Source organism: Salinivibrio sp. ML323, assembly GCF_001995745.1.
GTDB lineage: Bacteria > Pseudomonadota > Gammaproteobacteria > Enterobacterales > Vibrionaceae > Salinivibrio > Salinivibrio kushneri.
The window spans coordinates 1-21,734 of the sequence record NZ_MUES01000017.1; the positions used below are offsets into that span (position 1 = coordinate 1).

Here is a 21,734-nt window from a genome sequence, read left to right on the forward strand (position 1 = left end):
ATATTTATCTTTTATTAAATTTCATTCACTATAAGGCGATTTTAGATAACGAATTTGTTTTATCTACTTGTGTCTTTCTCTGCCACAGGGCAAAGTGTGGTTAACAAGTCGCCGCCAGTCGCCCTTTATCGGGGCATAACACGGCGACAAACACCGCATAACATAAACAGAGAGGAAGATTATGTGTTCAATTTTTGGAGCGCTTGACATCAAAACCGACGCGCAACAATTGCGGGAAGTCGCGTTAAAAATGTCGAAGACCATGCGTCACCGTGGCCCAGACTGGTCAGGGATTTATTCGTCTGAAAAAGCGATTCTCGTCCATGAGCGCCTTGCGATTGTCGATCTTAACAGTGGGGCACAACCACTTTATAACCAAAACCAAACTCAAGCCCTCGCAGTCAACGGTGAGATCTACAATCACAAAGAGCTCCGCGCTGAGTTTGCCCCCGACTACCCGTTTCAAACCGAGTCTGACTGCGAAATTATTCTCGCCCTATATCAAGAGAAAGGCCCAGAGTTACTCGATTACCTCAACGGTATCTTTGCCTTTATTTTGTATGATGAGGAGCAAGATGCGTATTTAATTGGTCGTGATCATATTGGCATTATCCCGCTTTATCATGGCCACGATGAGCACGGCAACTATTACGTCGCGTCTGAGATGAAGGCGCTAGCCCCTATTTGTAAAACCATTAGTGAGTTCCCTCCGGGTCACTTTTTATGGAGCAAGCAAGGCGAGCCCGTCCGCTATTACAAACGCGCATGGATGGAATACGATGGCGTAAAAAACAGCACCACGGATAAGGCGGCACTCAAAGAAGCCCTAGAGAAAGCAGTTCATCGCCAATTGATGACGGATGTGCCTTATGGTGTATTGCTATCCGGCGGGTTGGACTCATCGGTGATTTCCGCAGTGACCAAGCAGTATGCCGCCAACCGCATCGAGGATGACGACCAAAGCCAAGCATGGTGGCCACGTTTGCACTCGTTTGCTATCGGCCTGGAAGGGGCGCCGGATTTGAAGGCCGCCAAAGAGGTCGCTGACCACCTTGGCACCGTTCACCACGAGTTTACCTATAGTATCCAAGAAGGCTTGGATGCCATCCGCGACGTGGTGTATCACATCGAGACCTATGATGTGACCACTATCCGAGCATCAACGCCTATGTATCTGATGTCACGTAAAATCCGTGCGATGGGGATTAAAATGGTGCTCTCAGGAGAAGGCGCCGATGAGGTGTTTGGCGGCTACTTATATTTCCACAAAGCGCCCAACGCTCAAGAATTTCACGAGGAAACCGTTCGCAAACTGCTTGCGCTCAACATGTTTGATTGCGCCCGCGCAAACAAATCGATGGCCGCCTGGGGCGTTGAAGCGCGTGTGCCCTTCTTGGATAAAGAGTTTTTGGAAGTGGCGATGCAAATCAAGCCAGACGATAAAATGTGCGGTGACGGCAAAATGGAAAAACACATTATTCGTGAGTGCTTCGGGGATCTGTTACCAGAGTCGGTGGCATGGCGTCAAAAAGAGCAGTTTAGCGATGGGGTCGGTTACGGCTGGATTGACACCTTAAAAGCCATTGCCGATGAAAAAGTCAGCGATCAACAGTTAGCAACCGCCGCGTTCCGTTTCCCATACAACACGCCGACGACCAAAGAAGCGTATATGTATCGTGAAATTTTCGCCGAACTCTTCCCTCTGGAAGATGCCGCGAAGTGTGTTCCTGGTGGCCCGTCGATCGCCTGCTCCAGTGCCAAAGCGATTGAGTGGGATGAATCGTTCAAAAACCAAGCTGATCCATCAGGTCGTGCGGTCCGCAACGTACACGAAAAAGCGTATCAATAAGCCCCCTCACGACCAATAATAAAAAACCGCCAACAGCAATTGGCGGTTTTTTATCGTTTAAGGCAATGAGATTAACGTTCCCAGTAAGCCTCTTCCAAACTATCTTCGCGCTCCGGCAAGCCACGTGACAAACGCGGAGAGTGCTGCGCCAGCACCTCATAGCTAACACGGTTAGCGTATTTACACACCTGAGAAAACGAAGAGTAAGTCAAAAATGGGTACTGATGTTTGCTCGAATTAGGCACGTTATCACGGTGGTAACGATTCGCTGACATATCGTGCAGCAACGCCGACAGGGCGCCGTCACCCGCACCATTGGTGTTTTTGATCCGTTCTGGTCCACCCATGTATGGCGCAATGTGCGAATAAATTTTTATCGGGTTTTCGCAATCGGCTTTGATCATTGGGCGGCTGAACTCATACATATTGAACTCAGGAATCGCACCAGGTAGCAGCGGTAGCGACGTTTCACGTTTGGCTTTGTCTTCACTGTAGCCGGCCATGTATAGGCCAATCGGGCCGGCGGTGCAAAGCACCATATCCACCCATTGTAAGGCGGCGTCGGCCGCGAGCAGAGGGTCACTTTCCCCCGTGAGCGCTTCGCCCTCATCTTCGTTCATCGCCACCACACTGACGTGTTCAGCCAGAAAATCACGCCACCATTGTGGATTTTGCTCAATCACATACTTGGTACCCAGCGTCATCACCACGGGTACGTTATGCTTTTTGGCATACTCGATGGCACGCATGGTCGCGTCCGGCATCGGATCACCGTCTTTGCAGCGAACCAAATAAGCGGTCAAAACCAAGGCTGACGCGTGCTCAAAGATATGTTCCGGAATCGACTCAGGACGCAGCTGGTTCATCAAGCCTTCGTTGATAGCAAAGGTACGCTCACCGCAATCGCCAATCAGCGCGTAACAACGGCCAATCGGGCCTTGGACAGGTTGCAGATAGTTGAGATCCATGCGGCTGGATGTGTTGCATAAATAGCGATAAGAGTAGCTGCCAATGCGAATATCCTGACTCATCACGCCAAGCAGAATCGATTGGTCGTCCGCTAAAGCGGAGTAGTTGTGCAAGGTATTGCCAATGGTACCGCCCGCAAATTCATGCGTCACCAAGTTATTGTCTTTGAGCTCTTGATACAAGGCTTCAGCCCGTTCATCGTCAATCACTAACGAGTGGCCTTTGCTCAAACCATAGCGCTCCAGGAAGTCATCACTCACTTTTGCTTCTATATCCACCAAGGTTTGGTCAATGCCAATCACATGAGGGCGCTTAAAGCCACGCTCACTGGCAGGGTTAAGCAAAGGATCCCGGGCATGAACCGGAAAGTAGTGTTTAGACTTACGTTGTCCTGGAAATTTCATGGTTCGTGTAACTAGCTAATGGAAGGGAGGCGCGAATTCTACCACAGAATTTGCGCCTGCATAGCGTTGGAGAAACGAATTTTATCTGTCTACCACCCTTGGGTATGCTCTGCCACCAGCGTCGCCATTAACTCAATATGCGCCTCATCATCGTTTAAGCATGGGATAAAACGGAAGGCTTCGCCACCCGCTTCTAAAAAGATATCCCGACACTCACCGGCAATTTCTTCCAAGGTTTCCAAGCAGTCAGAGGAAAAGGCTGGCGTCATGATATCGAGGGTTTTAACCCCTTTCGCGGGCAGCGCTTCCAAGGTTTTATCCGTGTAAGGCTTAAGCCATTCTTCACGCCCAAAGCGCGATTGGTAGCTCATCATGATCGCTTGATCGGGTAGCCCGAGTTCCGCCTGCAACAATGCTGTGGTTTGTTCACAGTGTTGCGGGTACGGATCGCCGTTATCGGCAAAGCGTTGCGGGATCCCATGGTATGAACACAGTAAGAGATCGCCCTTGCCGTGTTTATCCCAGTGACGTCTCACGGAGTCTGCCAATGCGGATTGATACGCTGGATGATCGTGATAGTGATGCACAAAGCGAAGCTCAGGCAGCAAGGGGCGTCCTTTGAGGGATTTGGCAACTTTATCAAATACCGCGGCGGTGGTGGTCGCAGAGTATTGCGGATACAAGGGCAAAACCATGACCTTTTCACAGCCTTGTTGCTGCAGTTTCTCTATACCATCCGTAATCGACGGGGAACCATAGGTCATGCCTAGGGCAACGGGTAATCCCGACTTGTTGGCTAAGGCATCACGTTGGCGTGTGGCGTATACCATCAGCGGTGAGCCCTCGTCCATCCAAACACTTTGGTAGAGCTTCGCCACCTTGGGAGAGCGTACCGGGAGAATCACACCATGCAGCAGTGGGCACCACAACCAACGCGTTAAATCGACCACCCGATGATCATGCAGAAATTCAGATAAAAAGCGCTTTACAGAAGAAGAAGTAGGCGCATCTGGGGTTCCCAGGTTGACCAGAAGTACGCCAACTTGGTTATGCTTTTCGGTCATGTTTGTTGTCCTTGGCTTTGGCTCGGCCACGAGCCCAGTATTTTTGTTGTACCTTTCCAATTTAACGTATCTGATTAAATTGTTTGGAGAATGACGCATAGCTTGCCACAAAAAAACCGGAGCGACTAATCGTCAGCTCCGGTTTCTACTATTAGCAATACCGATGACAACCTGTGTCAGCACGTAAACGCGCGACACCTTAAGCCGGTTTAGCCGAGTACCTTTTGGATCTCTACGCTCACCTGCTCCACGGCTTGTGTACCATCGAAGGTCACAAACTGGGTGTTGCCAGCATCCGCTTCTTTTTTGTAGTAAGCAATCAGAGGTGCGGTTTGGTTATGATACACATTCAACCGTGCGCGCACTGTCTCTTCTTTATCGTCATCACGTACCACTAGCTCCTCGCCAGTCACGTCGTCTTTTCCTTCCACTTTYGGTGGGTTGTAAACAACGTGATAAGTACGGCCTGAAGCAAGGTGAGCACGGCGACCACTCATACGCTCAACAATTACGTCATCCGGAACGTCGAATTCGAGTACGTAATCGATCGCAACACCGATCTCTTTCAGTCCATCAGCTTGAGGAATGGTGCGTGGGAACCCATCTAGCAAGAAGCCGCTGGCACAATCATCTTGCGAGATACGCTCTTTAACCAAGCCAAGAATGATGTCATCAGACACCAATTCGCCAGCATCAATAACCGCTTTGGCTTTTAAACCAAGCTCAGTGCCCGCTTTAATCGCGGCGCGCAGCATGTCACCCGTAGAAATCTGCGGAATCCCGTATTTTTCCATGATGAACTGCGCTTGCGTCCCTTTACCCGCGCCCGGTGCACCCAACAGAATGATGCGCATAGTGATCCCCTTTATGATTATTTAGGTTTCGTTAAACTGCGTCTATATTCGCAAAGACACGAAACATACACGCTTAACTAAACGCTATCAAGCCCGGCAATCCGGCCGGGCTTGTTCGATAGTCATTCAGTATGTGGTCTCGACAATCGCCTGTCGATTATACCTTAGTCAGAAGCTGGTTGACCGAGGCCAAGAAGTCTGACGGATCGTCCATGCTGCCTTTCTCTGCCAGCATCGCTTGACCCAGCAGCATTTCTACCCAGGTACCGAATTTTTGCTCATCGCTCTCATCCGCCATGCGCTTAACCAGATCGTGCTCTGGGTTCAGTTCAAAGATGTACTTCACATCAGGCGCTTGCTGACCTGCCGCCTCAAGAAGCTTCGCCATTTGCGTGCCCATCTCAAACTGATCAGTCACCACCACCGCCGGCGTGTCTGAGAGTTTAAAGGTGGTACGTACATCTTTAACGCGCTCACCTAGGTGCGATTTTACTCGCTCAATCACAGACGCAAAGGCTTTTTCGGTTTCTTCACGCTCTGCTTTTGCTTCTTCATCATCGAATTGGCTCAGATCGAGGTCTGCCTTGGTGATTGCCTGGAACGACTTACCATCAAACTCGGTCAGGTAGCTCATCAACCACTCATCGATGCGGTCATACATCAAGATAACTTCGATGCCTTTGGCTTTAAACTGCTCCAAGTGCGGGCTGTGCTTGGCCGCATTGTAGCTATCCGCGGTGATATAGTAGATCTTGTCTTGCTCTTCTTTCATGCGCGACACGTAGTCGGCCAAGGAGACGGTCTGCTCAGCGCTGTCTTCATGCGTTGAGGCAAAGCGCAGCAAGCCAGCAATTTTTTCTTTATTGCTGAAATCTTCCGCTGGCCCTTCTTTCATCACCAAGCCAAATTCACGCCAAAACGTCTGATACTTCTCCGCATCGTTTTTAGCCAGTTTTTCTAGCATCGACAACACACGCTTGGTACATGCACCGCGCAGTGACTGCGTGATCTTGTTGTCTTGCAGAATTTCACGCGAGACGTTAAGTGGTAAATCGTTAGAATCAATCAAACCACGGACAAAGCGCAAGTAGCTTGGCATGAACTGTGACGCATCATCCATGATAAAGACGCGTTGTACATAGAGTTTCAGTCCATGTTTGTGCTCGCGGTTGTAAAGGTCCCATGGGGCTTTTGACGGGATATACAGCAAGCTGGTGTAGTCGTTTTTACCTTCGACGCGGTTATGGCTCCAGGTCAGCGGTTCGGCGAAGTCATGGGACACATGTTTATAGAACTCTTTGTATTCGTCTGCCGAGATATCTGACTTAGCACGGGTCCAAAGCGCTTGCGCTTTGTTGACTTGTTCCCACTTACCTTCGCCCGTCTCGTTACCTTCCTCGTCTTTCTCTTGCGTCCACATTTCTACCGGTATACCGATATGGTCGGAGTATTTACCGATCACCTCACGGAGACGCCAATCATTGAGGAATTCTTTCTCGTCGTCTTTAAGATGCAGCGTAATTTCAGTGCCACGCTCTGCTTTGCTGATAGGCTCTAGGGTATACTCACCTTCACCGGTTGACTCCCACTGCACTGCCTCGTCGGCCGCAAGACCCGCCGCGCGAGTGCGCACGGTTACCTTGTCAGCCACAATAAAGGCAGAGTAAAAGCCGACCCCGAATTGGCCAATCAGGTTCGAGTCTTTGCTTTGATCTTCGTTAAGCTGTTTAAGAAACTCTTCTGTGCCTGATTTTGCAATGGTACCGAGGTTAGCGATGACGTCATCACGACTCATACCAATACCATTGTCTGAGACAGTTAACGTACCGGCATCACTATCAAAGGAAAGACGAACGCGCAGGTCACCGTCGCTTTCATAAAGCTCTGGCGCGGACAATGCTTTAAAGCGCAGCTTGTCAGCAGCATCTGACGCGTTTGACACCAGCTCTCGCAGGAAAATCTCTTTGTTTGAGTAGAGAGAGTGGATCATCAACTGCAGCAATTTGGAAGTATCAGAACCAAACTGATGTTTTTCTGGGGTTTTCACGCTCATGTCAATCTACCTAACACTATGAGGATTAATGGCGACGTGGACTCGATGCCCACGTTTCAATGAATTCGTTACTCAGTCTCCTTGGATATAGGGATCCGGTACCACGCTTTCAAGGCCTAAGTGGTCAAATATAAGCCAGTTAGTGTTAAGGTGCCGACACTCGAGGTATATCACACAGGCTGAGGCTATAAACCATAGAAAAAGAAAAGCCTAACCAGAGGCTAGGCTTTGCAAGTCAGTAGCGTGATTGACATCGCTGCTTTGACGGTTGGTGTTGCCACATTGTCTTTCGGCCCCTCGCGGAGGAAGACAATGTCACAACCGGTAGGTGCGGTCTCTTGGGCACGGCAGGCGCGTCTAGCGATACTTCAACTGTTGGCGACCGATAATCGAATGAGACAGTGTCGTACCGTCGACCAGTTCAAGCTCGCCGCCCATGGGCACGCCATGTGCGATACGGCTGGCACCCACTTGGTGCTCTTGACAAAGCTCAGCGATGTATTGCGCCGTGGCCTCGCCTTCCACTGTTGGATTGGTCGCCAAAATAAGCTCTTGAATCGGTTCGTGCTGCAAACGCTTTTCTAGCACATCAAGGCCAATGTCTGCCGGACCAATGCCATCAAGCGGTGACAGATGCCCCATCAAGACAAAATACCGCCCAGCGTACTGCCCGGTCGCCTCGACGGCCGCAATGTCTGCTGGGCTTTCAACCACACAGATCAACCCGGTTTCTTGGCGTTTCGGGTTATCGCAAATCGCACACACGTCTTGCTCGGTAAAGGTTCGACATTGGCTGCAGTGGCCAATGTCTGTCATTGCCGTGCTCAGCGCTTGCGCGAGAGCCAGTCCACCTTGGCGATTTCGTTGCAATAGGTGGTAGGCCATCCGCTGCGCTGATTTAGGGCCCACCCCGGGCAAACAACGCAGCGAGTCCATCAGTTGTTCAAGTAACTGGCTGGTGCGCATAGATTAAAATGGCATTTTCATGCCTGGTGGTAACTGCATACCGCCTGTCACGTCCGCCATTTTCTCTTTTTGTTGCTCCTCAACACGACGGGCAGCATCGTTGAATGCGGCCGCGATCAAGTCTTCCAGCATGTCTTTATCATCTTCCATCAAGCTATCGTCGATGTCGACACGACGGATGCTGTGGCTGCCTGTCATGGTGACTTTCACCATGCCTGCGCCCGCTTCGCCTGTCACTTCCATGCTGGCAATTTCTTCTTGTACTTTCTGCATGCGCTCTTGCATTTGCTGCGCCTGCTTCATCATGTTACCCATACCGCCTTTACCAAACATAATTCTCTCTCTTGGTTAGGTGTCTTAAATTGGTCGAATGCTGTCTTCCTCTAACTCCGCCGCAAAGCGTTGAAGCATAAAAGTGACATTCGGATCATTATGCAGGCTGTGTGTCGCCTGCGCTAATTTTTGTTGATAGAGCTGCTCTCGCCGCTCTAACGGTGTGATTCCCGCTTCCCCGAGCTGCACCTCTAAGGTTATGGGGGCACCCAATGCCGTCGTCAAGGCCTGAGTTAATTGCTGCTGGGCTTTTTCGGTATTCAAGTGCGATTGATCCGGGCGCAATGTGAGCTGTACGCGCTCACCTTGCTGGGACATGGCCGCGTTGAGCGCCATTTGCTTGACCAATCGCTCCACCTCCAAGCTGTCTGCCAGTGCACACCAAGGATCTTGCGCATTGGTTTCCTCCACCAGTTTGTCACGCATGGCAGGCGTTTTTTCATGCTCTAGCGCCTGCTTTATCGACTTAGGGGTCAGGGTTGGTACGACCTCAGGCGATTGTGACACAGGCTGAGTAGGACGCCATTGATAAGGCTCTGACGATACCTTACTTCCATGCGATGTTTGCTGGGGGGCTGACGTCGAATTGCCCGTTTGATGCGCCGGGGCGGACACAGGCGATGCACTCTCTGCCGCCGTCGCTACGCGATCGAGCACAGATAACGCATCAGTCTTGGCCGGTGTCCGTCCCGTCTTTTTTACCCCATCTCCCGTTTTATCAGCTTGACGTTTCATACGACTACGCAGCTGATTACGCGCCTGAATAAGGCTAGAGGCAGGCGAAGAGGCAGATGGCTCACTCGCGGGCGCTGCATCCGGCACCGAGTCATCGACCACCGGTTGGCTTTGCTCGACGACACTCGCGTCACGCGCCTCACTGCCGGACGCATCTATGCTGGGCTCCTCCGCGCCAGTCTTTGCCATCGCCTGCTGAGGCGCTGGCGCGTGGGGAGCATTGGCGTTTTGGGGGCTTTCCGGCGTATCTCGGTCATTGCGCACCGGGGTACCGCCCATGGTTCGGCTCTGTTGTGCCTCATGCTCCTGAGGCGCATCGCTTGGTGGCGCTTGGTTTGGCGACGCCACACTGGCCGATGAGACCTGCGCTTTTAATGCATTCAACGCTTGCGAGGGATCTTTTTTTACCGGCGGCTGTGGCGCAGAAGCAGGATCGTGTGTCGGCACCGCTATAGTAGCCGGTTCATACGGCACGGTTTTGACCGGCTGAAACGCCAGCATACGCAGCAAGACCATTTCTAATCCCGCCCGCCCATCAGGGGCGTAAGGCAGGTCTTGCCGTCCTTGCAGTGCCATTTGGTAACACAGCTGCACATCTTGTGGCGCAAGTCGCGAGGCCAAGGCGTGGATCCGTGCTTGCTCACCACTGTCGTCATCATGCGTCTGAGGCAGTGCTTGAGCCAACGCCACATGGTGAAGCTGACTGGCTAACTCTTTGAGTAAGCCATCCCATTCCACCCCGACGTGCGCAATCTGCGCCAGCATGTTCATCAACTCGACCGCATCATGGTTCGCCAAGGCTTCAAGGAGTAAGAGTGCGTTATCGGTACTCAGTGTCCCTAGCATCTCTGCCACTGCTTGGGTGCTAATTTGGCCATTTCCCAGCGCAATCGCCTGATCGGTCAAGCTCAAGGCGTCGCGCATACTGCCTTCCGCCGCCCGTGACAATAGCATTAACGCACGTGACTCTGCCTCAACACCTTCTTGACCTAGAATATGCTCTAGCTGCGTTTGGATCTGACTGGCGTCAAAGTGCTTTAAATGAAACTGCAAGCAACGCGATAAAATGGTGACCGGTAGCTTTTGTGGATCCGTGGTCGCCAGCAGAAACTTCACGTATTCGGGCGGCTCTTCTAACGTTTTTAACAAGGCATTAAAGCTGTGGCGCGACAGCATGTGTACCTCATCGATTAGGTACACCTTATAACGGCCACGTGCAGGCTTGTACTGGACGTTATCGAGCAGCTCGCGCGTGTCTTCTACCTTGGTACGAGAAGCGGCATCAATCTCCAGCAAGTCAACGTACCGGCCCTCGTCGATCTCACGGCAGGTTGCGCACTGTCCACATGGCGATGACGACACGCCCTGCTCACAATTAAGCCCTTTGGCAAAAATACGCGCAATAGTGGTTTTACCCACACCGCGAGTACCACTAAACAAGTATGCGTGATGCAAGCGGTCATGATCCAACGCATTGGCCAAGGCCGTCAGCACATGACTTTGACCAGCCACAGACTCAAAATTATGGGGTCGCCACTTACGTGCGAGAACTTGGTAGCTCATGTCAATTCGCTTCCTGTATGCTTATGGCTAACGCGATACCCTGCACATAACCTGGCATTAATGACCGGCAAATTCGCACAAGCTATAAACCTTGATCCCAAGCGCGGCCAGTTTTTCTTCCCCGCCGATATCCGGCAAGCTTATCACAAAGCCAGCGTGTTCTACGGTGCCACCTAAACGGCGCACCAACTTCACGGTGGCTTCTATGGTGCCGCCTGTCGCCAGCAGATCGTCAATCACCAGTACTTTATCCCCCTCACCAATCGCATCACGATGGATTTCCAGGGTATCTTCACCGTATTCCAGCTGGTAGTTTTCGCTGATCACCGCGCGTGGCAATTTACCAGGTTTGCGAACTGGCACAAATGGCAGCCCTAGCGCAAGCGCCAGAGGCGCACCGAATAAAAAGCCACGTGACTCGGTACCAATCACCTTGGTAAATCCATGATCGCGATATTGTGCCACCAAGGCATCAATCGTCGCTTGGTAGGCAACAGGGTCTTCCATTAAGCTGGTGACATCGCGAAATAAGATGCCAGGTTTGGGGTAATCTGGGATGGTTTGAATACTTTGTTTGATGACATTCAAGCTGTCGGTGCTCATGGCCAATTCTCGCCGATAAAAAACGCAAACCGCCATGTTATGAATTTTCGGCCGAGCCAGCAACAGATTCCGTTTCAGGTAGGCGGAGAAACCAGCACAAGAGCACAATTAGGCAGGTAATCAGTAACGCTTTCAGCCACATCGCCCCGACGATATAAATGGAGAAACTGAAACTTGCCACAATCATGACGGTCGCGCGTCGTTTTACTTTGCGACTAATCGCGCGCTTTTGGTACCAATCGGTCAATATGGGTCCAAACGTGGGGTGGGCGTGAAGCCAGTTAGCGATACGAGGAGAGCCTCGCATAAAGCAGCCACTGGCGAGCAGCAAAAACGGCGTGGTCGGGAGTACCGGCAAAAAGGCGCCTGCCGCGCCCAGCGCGACCCATAACCAACCTAACCCATTCCATAACCAACGCCAAGGGGCTGTCGGTGCTTGCTGCATAATCTCTACTACCTCTCGATTCGCGATGGTTGCGCTTGTTCACTCACGCTAAGTGTAGTGGCAGAGACGATGGAGGTACAGGATGGCGAATAAGGAATACGGTGCGGTAAGTGAACAAGGCGGTGATTAGCCGCCAAAAACAATGCCAAGCCAGGTGAGACTGGCAGGTAAGGTCGGGATCAGTAGTACCAGCAGAAAGCCGATGAAGTACTTAACGTTATAGGGCTCTTTAAAATCGTGTTCCATTTTGTTACTTCACTCACAACAGCATAACAACGGTGAGCGGCTACTATAGCTCAGGTCAACAGCGCTAAAAACGGACTCTTTGTAAGGTTTTAGCTGATTCCTTGATTTACATCAGGGTAACAACTTGTGTGACTGCGTCATGATAAACGTCATTTTAGCCAATCAAGCGAACTGACCATGGATACAACAACCCTTGCTCAGCTGGGGCGTGAACTTAACCGCGAACGCACTGAGCTAGTAGCAACACTAACCACGCGATTGCGTGAAGACTGGGACAAGCATTGCGAAAACCTCACCATTTCGGATCTGATTAAAGAAAGCCAAGGGGTACCTGGTGCTATCCGATGCCTCGGTGAACGTTTAGAAAAAGTCGATGCGGCTTTATGTGCCATGGATTTGGAGATTTATGGCTTGTGTGCCGATTGTGAAAGTGACATTCCACTGGATGATTTAATCAATGATGCCGCCGAGCAGCGCTGCCCACAGTGTCGCGCGTCCAATTATTATCATCACGATCCAGCCACTCGCCGAGCCACTGCGGGAGCACGTAAAACCGTGTGATCGCGAGGTCGACTTTCGCTTGTCTCACCGTGGCTTAAACGGAACGCGCCCAGCATCAGCTGGGCGCGTTTTTTATTGACTGTCTAAAGCTGTCAAGTGGGTGATACTGACTACCACGCCTCCCTCGAACACGCGCTTAATCTTGATCAATGATCCAACGACGGAACGACTTACGCTCTTGGTCACTGGCTTTGGTATACCAAAGCTTAAGCTGCGACAAGGCATCACCCTTAATTGAGGCTTGGCCTTGATCGTCCACCTCGACTAATACGTCGTTAAGGTTTTTGCTTTCACCTTGGTCGATAATAATACCGTTTTCGCGGTTGTACTCCGCCACCAGCGCTTCCATATCGGCATAGGCGCCAAACCCATCACCTTTAAGCTCGACCGCCTCTAACGGCATTACCTCGCCGTTATCAAACTCAGCCTGCCATTGTGGGTTATCATCAAAATAGCTGGTCGCTTGGGTTTTCACTCTTAGGTTGGTATCAATGTTAATGGTGGCATCGCGGCCATCAACGTCTAGCTCAAACAGATACGGACGCGAGGTAAAAATCACCTCTTTACTGCCTCGCTTTACTTCGCCATCAAAGCGCATCACCAACTGGTGGGTGCCATTAGCAAGCTCAATGGTCTGCTGCGGCGCCCAGTTTTCAAAACTGATTTCCTTACCATCAACCACCACAAACTCAATATTGGGCGCGGAGGTAATTTCCGCCGCACTAGTCACACTCGCTGCTAAGAGAGTGCTGAGCACCAAGCCCATACCTACTACTTTTTTCATCTCTACTCCAAATCGTGATAATAAAAAAGCCGCCCTAAGGCGGCTTTTGTAACCAGTGCTACATGTAGCAATAATGGTTTAAGCTCAATTAGAACTTAACTTCCATACCTGCTACGTAGCCGAAGTCTTCTTCATCACCGTCGCTGTCGCCAACTTCTGCATACACGTGTGCGTTGCTGTGCAGTGCATAAGTCACGTTGGCATAGTAACCGTTCACGTCTGAAGCGTTGTCTTCTACGTCTTTGTTGTCGTAACCAACCGCAAAGGTGGTTTTACCCATAGTGTAGTCAGCAGCGATTGACATATAATCAGTGTCTAAATCATTAGAGCCATTGTCTGTAGAGACACGCCCGACTGATGCTGCTAGACCAACATTTTCAATGCCAGCATACTCAATTTCAAAGTTGTATGCGTCAATTTCTTTATCATCAGTACGGTCTACGTTATCAGCTTTCTGATAATAAACACGCGCGTCAACGTCAGCTACACGGTAGCCTAGGCGTGCTTCATAGATGCGAGTGTCGTCGCCAGCGAGGTAGCCTTTGTCATCAACATCGTTATCGCCTAAAGAGCCATCATCAAAGCCGTCGCTCTTGTCAGTGTAGGTTGCAGCACCGTAGAAAGTACCGTTGTCGTAAACGTACTTGCCTACTTGTTGTGCATGAGTGTTGTAACCGTCACCGAAAGCATTTTCAGCAAGCTCGTAATCTTTGGTGATACCAGCGTCATCCATCAGCAACAGCTGACGACCTGCGGTGAACTGACCCCAGTCACCTTTCAAACCAACGTAAAGGACGTTGTTTTCGACGTTACCGTTACTACCAGTGATATCGCGAGTTTGTTCTTTACCGCCGTTATCAATGTCTGTAACGCTATCTGCGCTTTCGAATTCAAAATCTACTGCCGCGATTGCACTAAGAGAGTCAGATACAGCAACTTCAGTATCAAACTGAACATCACCGTCGTCTAGACGCCATTTCGCATCTTGGTTGTTACCGATTTCTTGCATATACTGAACTTCAGCGGAACCCGACGCGTCTACTTTAACGCCGTTTGCGTCATACAGGTTGATGCTTGCTGATGCTGAGCCTGCAGCCAGCAGAGCTGGTACTGCCATTGCTAGAATAGTCTTTTTCATGGTTAATCCACTGCCTTTTCTATTTAGTCATTATGAGTTCCTTCTTGGAACTCTGTTTTATGGTGACTGTCACTCTATTACCAGCAGCAAACGCTGCGAAGCACAAAATGCCAGTTCACTGAAACTTCGTGGCTAATCGTGCAGAACATTTGTAGTTCTGTCAACTCGCCGGAAGCGCATTACAATCTAGACAAAAAACGCTTAAAAACAACGATATAGTGACATTTGTTGAACTGAGATCACAGTTTAATTAACTCAACACCCGCCTTTTGATGAAAATAAACAACAAACATTAACAACATAAAACACCAAAAATTACAGAATTAGTTGCTTACATTAGAATAAAAAACTAATCAATAGCTTAAATCAGGCGTTTTGTTAATCAAACGGCAGATCAGCAAGATAGCGAAGAATGGTTCAAATTAAATTCGTGACCAAGATCTCATATCTGTAAGGAAATCTTGCAGTTCGCGATCGTTTTCACGTTTTTGCTCCGTGTTATACTGGCCGCCAACCTTTGCAACTCGGACCTGTTGATGCWCAGCCCTGCCGTAAAATCAGACATTCGCGCGTGCTACCAAACGCTACAAGACCAACTTCCCCACTTTATTCCACGCAAAGCTCAGAACTATTTGGTGGCAGAGCTCGCGAAAACCTTGGCGGGTGATTATGAGCCCAAGCGTCGGCTGCTGGTGGCCGAGGCCGGCACTGGGGTCGGTAAGTCGATGGCCTATCTGATGGGGGCGATCCCATTTGCACTCAACAACAATAAAAAAGTGGTCATTTCCACCGCGACGGTAGCGTTGCAAGAACAGCTTGCCAATAAAGATATCCCGTTTTTTCATCGCATCTGCCCCAAACCGTTTGATTTTATATTGGCCAAAGGGCGCCAACGCTATTGCTGTGCACATAAGCTAAGTGCAGTGGCAGATACCGAGAGCATTCAAGGCGCGCTCTTTACCCAAAAACCCAAGCGCAGCGAACAATTGTTGCTGAATGATCTTTACGAAGCGCTAAGTCGGGGCAAGTGGGATGGTGACAGAGACAGTTGGCCAAAACCCATTGCTGATCATCTTTGGCAAGCCATCGCCTCTGATAAGCACACTTGTCATGCCGGTTTGCCCGCCCACCGTGGTTGCCCGTTTGCTAAAGCACGTGAAGCGATGGATAAAGCGGATGTGGTGGTGGTCAATCATAGCTTGCTGCTCGCCGATCTCGAACTCGGCGGCGGGGTGATCTTGCCCGAGCCAGAGCAGTGCCTGTATATGATTGACGAGGCGCACCACCTTCCCACGGTGGCGCGTGACTTTTCAGCCGCCAGTGCCAGCCTGTTGGGTGTGATCAGCTGGCTGGAAAAGCTCAATCAAGCGACGACTAAGTTGGGAAATACCGCGGATATGACGCGCGCACACCGCTTTGTTGATAGCTTACTCGAGGCGATACAAACCCTGATCCCAGGGCTGCGCGAGGCAAAAAACATGCTCAGTCAACTGTCGCTCAACGACGACGGTTGTTATCGCTTTGCCGACGGTGAACTGCCCGAAGCCCTGATTGCGCCCAGTGAGCAGCTTAAAACCGCGAGCAAAAAAGCTCATCAAGCATTGGGAAAAATTCATGATTTGATCAATGAGCGTCTGAAAGAAAATGACATTTCGGCAAAACTGGCTGATCCGGCGCTCGCGGAAACCGCGTTTTTCCTGCAACGGTTAGAAAACCTAGAAAAGGTGTGGACCTTGATGGCTCAACCTAATTCGGAGAAAGGCGCTCCCTTGGCACGTTGGGTGCAAGCGTGTCGCGAGCGCGAAGGCGATCTTTGGGTGCATGTTTCTCCTTTGGAAGTCGGTTGGCGCCTAGATCAAATGCTCTGGTCTCGCGCCGCTGGCGTGGGCCTTTTTTCCGCCACTTTGCGTGCTCTAAATCGGTTTAGCTATTTCTGCCGTCAGGTTGGTTTGAGCGAAACCGACGGCTCGCGTTATTTAGCCTTGCCCTCACCCTTTGATTACGCCAATAAAGCGCGCCTAGTGATCCCGACGATGCCTTGTGAGCCGCAAGCCAGTGCCTTTACAGAGGCATTAAACGATAAAATACTTGAGCACCTAGAAGGTGAACGTGCCTCTTTGGTGCTCTTTGCCTCCTATTGGCAAATGAAGCAAGTGACACAAGCGATTGAACGTACCTGCAAGCAACGGGGCTGGCAGCTGCTTTGCCAAGGGAGCCAGTCGCGTACCGCGTTACTCAAAGCGCATCAACAAGCCGTTAATAATGATAAAACCAGTATCATTTTTGGCACCGGCAGTTTTTCCGAAGGTTTAGATTTACCCGGTAACTTATTGACCAACCTTATTATTACTAAAATCCCCTTTGCCGTGCCGACGTCGCCGGTTGAAGAAGCACACGCTGAATATATCGAGCGCTGTGGTGGCAATCCGTTTTTACAAATTGCCGTACCAGAAGCCAGTAAAAAGCTGGTGCAATCCGTGGGGCGACTACTGCGCAAAGAAGAGGACTCTGGTAAAGTAGTGCTCCTTGACCGGCGCATTATCACCCGCAGATATGGCCAATCTTTACTCGACTCGCTGCCGCCCTTTAAGCGCGTGATCGAATCTTAAACTGATGAGTTAACATGCTGGAACTGATTGACCTCTCTACTTTAGTTATTCTGGGGCTGACTGCGTTTGTCGCTGGATTTATTGATGCGGTGGCTGGCGGCGGCGGCATGCTCACTGTGCCTGCCCTGTTATCGCTAGGCCTGCCGCCGCATGTTGCGTTAGGCACCAATAAGCTGGCCGCGACCTTTGCTTCAAGCACCGCTGCCTTCACTTATTATAAAAAGCGCCTATTTTCTCCCTCGTTTTGGCAACATGCTTTTTGGGGCACTTTAATTGGCGCCACGGCCGGCACCCTGCTGGTGGACGTGTTAAGCACCGAGTGGCTCGAAAAAGCCATACCAATCGTGGTATTGGTGGCCGCGGTGTATACCATTTGGCACCCACACCCAAAGGGTGATAACAACCAGCTACCCGCACCTTGTCCGAAGTTGCCAATCAAACAATGGAGTCAAGGTTTATCACTTGGCTTTTACGACGGGGTAGCCGGCCCGGGAACCGGCGCGTTTTGGACGGTTTCCACCATGTCGCTCTATCGGATGAATATATTGCTATCCTCTGGGTTGGCAAAAGCGATGAACTTTACCAGCAACTTCACCTCACTGGTGGCGTTCGCACTATTAGGCCATGTGAGCTGGGCACTGGGCTTAACCATGGGTGCGTGTCTTATGCTGGGTGCCTTTATTGGCGCACACTCGGCCATCCGCTTTGGTAGCCGTTTTATTCGCCCTATTTTTATCACCGCGGTAGTTATTCTAGCGGGCAAACTTGCCGTTGATGCGTGGTTTTAGCCCTCAATAAAAGAGAACGACACCATGAAAGCGCAAATCGATGCCATGGCTCAGCATTTAGACCAACTCGCTGTTCAAGCGGCAGAGGTCGATCGGCGTCGCGGCGAAGCCAAAGCCCCTTTATTTGCCACGCCACTTTTTCACTGCAAAGGCAAGCTGTTAACGCCTTGTGTTAATGAAGCCCAAGGCTTATTGGCGGTGATGCGCCGCGACCATCAACAAGGCATGCTAACGGATGCGCGCGCGACCCATATTTGCGACACCTTGTTATCGCAAATCACCGCACTGCAACGTGAGCTTGCCACCCAACCTTTACGTAAGCAAGAACAAGCGCGGCGTGGGCCACGGCGACAGTCAATCGGTGAACTTTATCAAGACTTGGCCAAACACCAAGACTGGGAAAGGCGTCTCGCCGACAAACTCCGTGATGCCAACGCCAGTGTTGAGATGGCTTCCAGTCCGGCTATACGGCAACAGCATCAAAAGCAAGTTCTCGCGCTCGAGCAGCGTCTAGCACGATGCACCAAAGCCCGAGAGCGTATTGAAACCACCATTACTTACCGGGAAAAGCGATAACGTAAGGAGCGAATGTGCTACCACTGATATACCATCCCATTTACTCTGATTTCCCGCTTCCCGAGGGTCACCGTTATCCTCTGCAAAAGTACCGGCTGCTCTTTGAGCGCTTGCAAGCGCTTGCCTTGCCGGTTGCGTTTTATCAGCCCACCGCCGCGCAAAGAGAGATCATTGACGCGGTCCACGATCCCGCCTATGTAAGCCAATTACTCGAGGGCAACTTGCCTTTGGTTAAAATGCGTCGTATTGGGTTTCCTTGGAGTGCGTCGCTCATAAAACGCAGTTTAACCTCTCTGGGTGGCACCACCTTAACGGTGGATCAGGCATTGCGCACAGGCCTGGCGATTCACCTTACTGGCGGCTATCATCACGCCCACTATGATTTTGGCAGTGGCTTTTGCTTATTTAACGATCTAATGATTGCCGCGCGTCATGCTCTCACACAGCCGGGCATAGAGACAGTGATGATCGTCGATTGCGATGTTCACCACGGTGACGGCACGGCCGCACTGGCCTCCTCACATCCAGATATTGTGACCTTTTCCGTCCACTGTGAAAAAAATTTTCCCTCGCGCAAGCCAGCATCAACGCTTGATTTACCCCTCCCGATTGGCACCCAGGATAGCGACTACCTTGATGCCTTGTTACCTTTACTCGACCTTGCTCTGGCTCAGCATCGCCCCGACATGGTGATCTATGACGCTGGCGTCGACGTGCATAAAGACGATGCGTTGGGGTATTTGTCACTTACCACTGAGGGCATTTTTCAACGCGACACAGGCGTACTATCACGGTGTGCCGCCCACCAGATCCCGGTCGCTGCGGTCATTGGAGGAGGTTATCATGACACCCATGAGCAGCTGATCCCGCTGCACGAACAACTCATCCAAGCCGCTATCACTCACTTTCCCGACTTTTCCGCCAGCCTGGAGGCATCATGACTGACTCACATTCTTCCTCGTCAAAAGCACTCGAAGAGGCGCCCGACGACGTCAAGCTCGCGGTCGATCTTATTTACTTGCTTGAAAGCCATGCGATTGATACCGACACAGCGCTCTCCGCGATCGATATGGTTAAGCATGATTTGCTGACTAAAAAAGCCGCGTCATCCAGTGATTAAGTCATCTTTATCTATCCGTTCGGGCAGCGTAGAAGTAGATTCAGTGCGATGACTCAATGGCAACATGAGGCATTGATCACATTTCGTTCAGCGCGCATGCAACCAATATTGAGTCAAAAAAATACCGGATAATATGCGAAGGCGTTGAGATGACTGCTTTAACATCAAGTAATTAGCGTCAATTCCATTACATTTTGATTACAATTTTTAGGACTGTTATTGACACCTAGCACCGCTCAAAAAACCAACATCTCAACAAACATCTAGTGTTTTGTCTCACAAATATCGGTATTATCCGGCGTGCTCCACCTAGTGTATTGCTGTGCTAAGACATCAATATCGCGGTTAACGGTGCACTCTGGCAACAGCCGAGCATGGATTCAAAATGCTGTTGCAGATCCAACATCACGCGTCATAGCAGCCAGACATTTTGGTGCTACTGCGCGTTTCGTTGCTCACCTGCATGGACGGCAGAGATCTCACATGGACAGTGGTTGTCGACCCTCGCTCTCTCACCATGAACAATAGGTTCTCGTCGCGAAAGAGCAAGGCGTCTCCCAACAGACAAAACAGAGTTTAATGATGGAACAACTTAAAAATCTATTTGTGTCCATAGTCGATACAGGTAACGGCCTCCTTTGGGGCAGCGTACTCATTTATCTTTTGATTGGCTTAGGTTTGTACTTCACCGTGCGATCTGGCTTTATTCAATTCCGTAACTTTGGCCACATGTTCAAACTGATGGCCAACAGCCGCGATGGCGCGTCAGGTGGTATCTCTTCTTTCCAAGCCTTTAGTACCAGTTTGGCGGCGCGCGTCGGTACCGGAAACATGGCCGGTGTGGCCGTGGCGCTCTATCTGGGTGGCCCTGGTGCGATATTCTGGATGTGGCTGACGGCATTGGTCGGTATGGCAACTAGCTTTGTCGAATCTACTTTGGCGCAAGCGTACAAAGTGAATCACAACGACAAGACCTTTCGCGGTGGCCCTGCTTACTATATCGAAAAAGGCTTAGGTCAGCGCTGGTTAGGCATTGCGTTTGCTATCTGCCTGATTATCGCCTTTGGTCTGGCGTTTAACGGTGTCCAGTCCAACTCGATTGCCGCAGCAATGAATACCGCGTTTGGCTTTGATGCCTTAGCGGTTGGCATCGGCCTTGCCTTAGTGACCGCACCTGTGATTTTTGGCGGTATGCGTTCGGTTGCGCGTGTGGCCGAGCTGATCGTACCGTTCATGGCACTGGCGTATTTGCTGGTCGCGCTTATCGTGGTCGGTATGAATATCGAACAACTGCCTGCGGTAATCTCAACCATTGTTAAAAGCGCGCTCGGGCTTGAACAAGCGGCTGGTGGTGCAATGGGTTATGCTATCGCGCAAGCGATGATGCACGGTATCAAGCGTGGTTTGTTCTCCAACGAAGCAGGTATGGGTTCGGCACCGAATGCGGCCGCTACCGCAACCACTAAACCCAATCACCCAGCGGCGCAAGGCTATGTGCAGATGCTGGGGGTTTTTGTCGACACCATCGTTATCTGTACCGCGACGGCATCGATCATCTTGATCTCCGGTATGCTTGAGCCAAATAGCGGTCTCACGGGTATTGCGCTTACCCAAGAAGCATTAGTTAGCCAAGTGGGTGACTGGGGCGCGGCCTTTATTGCCATTGCGATTCTGCTGTTTGCCTTTACCTCGATCATTGCCAACTATTCTTATGGTGAGTCAAACATCGAGTATATATTCAAGTGCCGGAAAGCCATTTTACTCTACCGTATCGCCGTGCTCGCGATGGTATTAATCGGCGCGGTGATGGATCTGCCACTGATTTGGAGCTTTGCGGACTTGTCGATGGGCATGATGGCGGTGATCAACTTGGTGGCTATCGCGCTCTTGTCGGGTGTTGCGTTTGCGCTGATGAAAGACTATGAAGATCAGCGCCGTGCGGGCAAAAAACCCACCTTTGATCGCACTAAGTTCCCGAAATTGGATAAACAAATCGATAAAGACGTTTGGTAATTCCTTGCGGGGTATACGAAAAAACCACCGAGTCATCGGTGGTTTTTTGTTACTCACTGAA

19 protein-coding genes are annotated in these 21,734 nt (G+C 50.7%); 8 read left to right on the plus strand and 11 right to left on the minus strand.

Annotation, left to right across the window (positions count from 1 at the left end):
* The first annotated feature begins 181 nt into the window (after positions 1-181).
* Entirely contained in the window at positions 182-1,849 is a 1,668-nt protein-coding gene (asnB, locus tag BZG13_RS10460) for an asparagine synthase B (RefSeq protein ID WP_077486582.1), read from the plus strand.
* A 71-nt stretch (positions 1,850-1,920) separates the two neighbouring features.
* On the opposite strand, the gene BZG13_RS10465 is transcribed toward asnB, so the two are convergent.
* The 9 genes from BZG13_RS10465 to BZG13_RS10505 all read right to left on the minus strand — a co-directional run bounded on the left by BZG13_RS10465 (position 1,921) and on the right by BZG13_RS10505 (position 11,838).
* Complete coding sequence (locus BZG13_RS10465; protein WP_069361394.1) at positions 1,921-3,222, minus strand: inosine/guanosine kinase; 1,302 nt, start codon at positions 3,220-3,222, stop codon at positions 1,921-1,923.
* An 89-nt stretch (positions 3,223-3,311) separates the two neighbouring features.
* Positions 3,312-4,286, minus strand: coding sequence for a ferrochelatase (gene hemH / locus BZG13_RS10470; RefSeq protein WP_077486583.1), 975 nt, complete (start codon positions 4,284-4,286; stop codon positions 3,312-3,314).
* A 209-nt stretch (positions 4,287-4,495) separates the two neighbouring features.
* Positions 4,496-5,140 carry an adenylate kinase gene (adk, locus tag BZG13_RS10475; protein ID WP_077486584.1) on the minus strand — a complete coding sequence of 215 codons (645 nt, stop codon included), beginning with the start codon at positions 5,138-5,140 and terminating at the stop codon, positions 4,496-4,498.
* 157 nt (positions 5,141-5,297) lie between these two features.
* The gene (htpG, locus tag BZG13_RS10480; protein WP_077486585.1) at positions 5,298-7,193 is read right to left on the minus strand and encodes a molecular chaperone HtpG; all 1,896 of its coding nucleotides are present in this window, start codon (positions 7,191-7,193) and stop codon (positions 5,298-5,300) included.
* A gap of 357 nt (positions 7,194-7,550) precedes the next feature.
* Entirely contained in the window at positions 7,551-8,159 is a 609-nt protein-coding gene (recR, locus tag BZG13_RS10485) for a recombination mediator RecR (RefSeq protein ID WP_077456620.1), read from the minus strand.
* A gap of 3 nt (positions 8,160-8,162) precedes the next feature.
* On the minus strand, positions 8,163-8,492 hold the full coding sequence (locus BZG13_RS10490) for a YbaB/EbfC family nucleoid-associated protein (RefSeq protein WP_021022483.1): 330 nt from the start codon (positions 8,490-8,492) through the stop codon (positions 8,163-8,165).
* A 24-nt stretch (positions 8,493-8,516) separates the two neighbouring features.
* Complete coding sequence (dnaX, locus tag BZG13_RS10495) at positions 8,517-10,790, minus strand: DNA polymerase III subunit gamma/tau (RefSeq protein ID WP_077486586.1); 2,274 nt, start codon at positions 10,788-10,790, stop codon at positions 8,517-8,519.
* 57 nt (positions 10,791-10,847) lie between these two features.
* Positions 10,848-11,393 carry an adenine phosphoribosyltransferase gene (apt, locus tag BZG13_RS10500; RefSeq protein WP_077486609.1) on the minus strand — a complete coding sequence of 182 codons (546 nt, stop codon included), beginning with the start codon at positions 11,391-11,393 and terminating at the stop codon, positions 10,848-10,850.
* A gap of 37 nt (positions 11,394-11,430) precedes the next feature.
* Positions 11,431-11,838 (minus strand): YbaN family protein, encoded by a 408-nt coding sequence (locus BZG13_RS10505; RefSeq protein ID WP_077486587.1) that lies wholly within the window; start codon positions 11,836-11,838, stop codon positions 11,431-11,433.
* Between the two features lie 423 nt (positions 11,839-12,261).
* Here BZG13_RS10505 and BZG13_RS10510 point away from each other — a divergent pair, with 423 nt between their 5' ends.
* Positions 12,262-12,645 (plus strand): hypothetical protein, encoded by a 384-nt coding sequence (locus BZG13_RS10510; protein ID WP_077486588.1) that lies wholly within the window; start codon positions 12,262-12,264, stop codon positions 12,643-12,645.
* Positions 12,646-12,781: 136 nt separating this feature from the next.
* Here BZG13_RS10510 and BZG13_RS10515 read toward each other — a convergent pair whose 3' ends face one another.
* Complete coding sequence (locus BZG13_RS10515; RefSeq protein WP_077486589.1) at positions 12,782-13,429, minus strand: YccT family protein; 648 nt, start codon at positions 13,427-13,429, stop codon at positions 12,782-12,784.
* Positions 13,430-13,517: 88 nt separating this feature from the next.
* Entirely contained in the window at positions 13,518-14,567 is a 1,050-nt protein-coding gene (locus BZG13_RS10520) for a porin (RefSeq protein ID WP_077486590.1), read from the minus strand.
* Between the two features lie 536 nt (positions 14,568-15,103).
* Here BZG13_RS10520 and dinG point away from each other — a divergent pair.
* From dinG to BZG13_RS10550, 6 genes are all read left to right on the plus strand, one after another.
* Positions 15,104-17,176 carry an ATP-dependent DNA helicase DinG gene (gene dinG, locus BZG13_RS10525; protein ID WP_077486610.1) on the plus strand — a complete coding sequence of 691 codons (2,073 nt, stop codon included), beginning with the start codon at positions 15,104-15,106 and terminating at the stop codon, positions 17,174-17,176.
* Positions 17,177-17,190: 14 nt separating this feature from the next.
* Positions 17,191-17,964 carry a sulfite exporter TauE/SafE family protein gene (locus tag BZG13_RS10530; protein ID WP_077486591.1) on the plus strand — a complete coding sequence of 258 codons (774 nt, stop codon included), beginning with the start codon at positions 17,191-17,193 and terminating at the stop codon, positions 17,962-17,964.
* A gap of 24 nt (positions 17,965-17,988) precedes the next feature.
* Positions 17,989-18,540 carry a primosomal replication protein gene (locus BZG13_RS10535; RefSeq protein ID WP_241824661.1) on the plus strand — a complete coding sequence of 184 codons (552 nt, stop codon included), beginning with the start codon at positions 17,989-17,991 and terminating at the stop codon, positions 18,538-18,540.
* Positions 18,541-18,554: 14 nt separating this feature from the next.
* Complete coding sequence (locus tag BZG13_RS10540; RefSeq protein ID WP_077486592.1) at positions 18,555-19,481, plus strand: histone deacetylase family protein; 927 nt, start codon at positions 18,555-18,557, stop codon at positions 19,479-19,481.
* Complete coding sequence (locus tag BZG13_RS10545) at positions 19,478-19,660, plus strand: DUF2496 domain-containing protein (RefSeq protein WP_077486593.1); 183 nt, start codon at positions 19,478-19,480, stop codon at positions 19,658-19,660. Before BZG13_RS10540 ends, BZG13_RS10545 begins: the two co-directional genes overlap by 4 nt.
* 582 nt (positions 19,661-20,242) lie before the next feature.
* Complete coding sequence (locus tag BZG13_RS10550; RefSeq protein ID WP_069361494.1) at positions 20,243-21,673, plus strand: alanine/glycine:cation symporter family protein; 1,431 nt, start codon at positions 20,243-20,245, stop codon at positions 21,671-21,673.
* The last annotated feature ends 61 nt before the right edge of the window (positions 21,674-21,734 follow it).

Bases quoted from the DNA above. Each gene is read 5' to 3' on its own strand.
- BZG13_RS10550 (WP_069361494.1), top strand. From the start codon at position 20,243: ATGGAACAACTTAAAAATCTATTTGTGTCCATAGTCGATACAGGTAAC.
- BZG13_RS10535 (WP_241824661.1), top strand. From the start codon at position 17,989: ATGAAAGCGCAAATCGATGCCATGGCTCAGCATTTAGACCAACTCGCT.
- apt (WP_077486609.1), bottom strand. From the start codon at position 11,393: ATGAGCACCGACAGCTTGAATGTCATCAAACAAAGTATTCAAACCATC.
- BZG13_RS10490 (WP_021022483.1), bottom strand. From the start codon at position 8,492: ATGTTTGGTAAAGGCGGTATGGGTAACATGATGAAGCAGGCGCAGCAA.
- BZG13_RS10510 (WP_077486588.1), top strand. From the start codon at position 12,262: ATGGATACAACAACCCTTGCTCAGCTGGGGCGTGAACTTAACCGCGAA.
- BZG13_RS10545 (WP_077486593.1), top strand. From the start codon at position 19,478: ATGACTGACTCACATTCTTCCTCGTCAAAAGCACTCGAAGAGGCGCCC.
- BZG13_RS10465 (WP_069361394.1), bottom strand. From the start codon at position 3,222: ATGAAATTTCCAGGACAACGTAAGTCTAAACACTACTTTCCGGTTCAT.
- BZG13_RS10505 (WP_077486587.1), bottom strand. From the start codon at position 11,838: ATGCAGCAAGCACCGACAGCCCCTTGGCGTTGGTTATGGAATGGGTTA.
- BZG13_RS10520 (WP_077486590.1), bottom strand. From the start codon at position 14,567: ATGAAAAAGACTATTCTAGCAATGGCAGTACCAGCTCTGCTGGCTGCA.
- asnB (WP_077486582.1), top strand. From the start codon at position 182: ATGTGTTCAATTTTTGGAGCGCTTGACATCAAAACCGACGCGCAACAA.
- hemH (WP_077486583.1), bottom strand. From the start codon at position 4,286: ATGACCGAAAAGCATAACCAAGTTGGCGTACTTCTGGTCAACCTGGGA.
- htpG (WP_077486585.1), bottom strand. From the start codon at position 7,193: ATGAGCGTGAAAACCCCAGAAAAACATCAGTTTGGTTCTGATACTTCC.
- recR (WP_077456620.1), bottom strand. From the start codon at position 8,159: ATGCGCACCAGCCAGTTACTTGAACAACTGATGGACTCGCTGCGTTGT.
- BZG13_RS10530 (WP_077486591.1), top strand. From the start codon at position 17,191: ATGCTGGAACTGATTGACCTCTCTACTTTAGTTATTCTGGGGCTGACT.
- BZG13_RS10515 (WP_077486589.1), bottom strand. From the start codon at position 13,429: ATGAAAAAAGTAGTAGGTATGGGCTTGGTGCTCAGCACTCTCTTAGCA.
- dnaX (WP_077486586.1), bottom strand. From the start codon at position 10,790: ATGAGCTACCAAGTTCTCGCACGTAAGTGGCGACCCCATAATTTTGAG.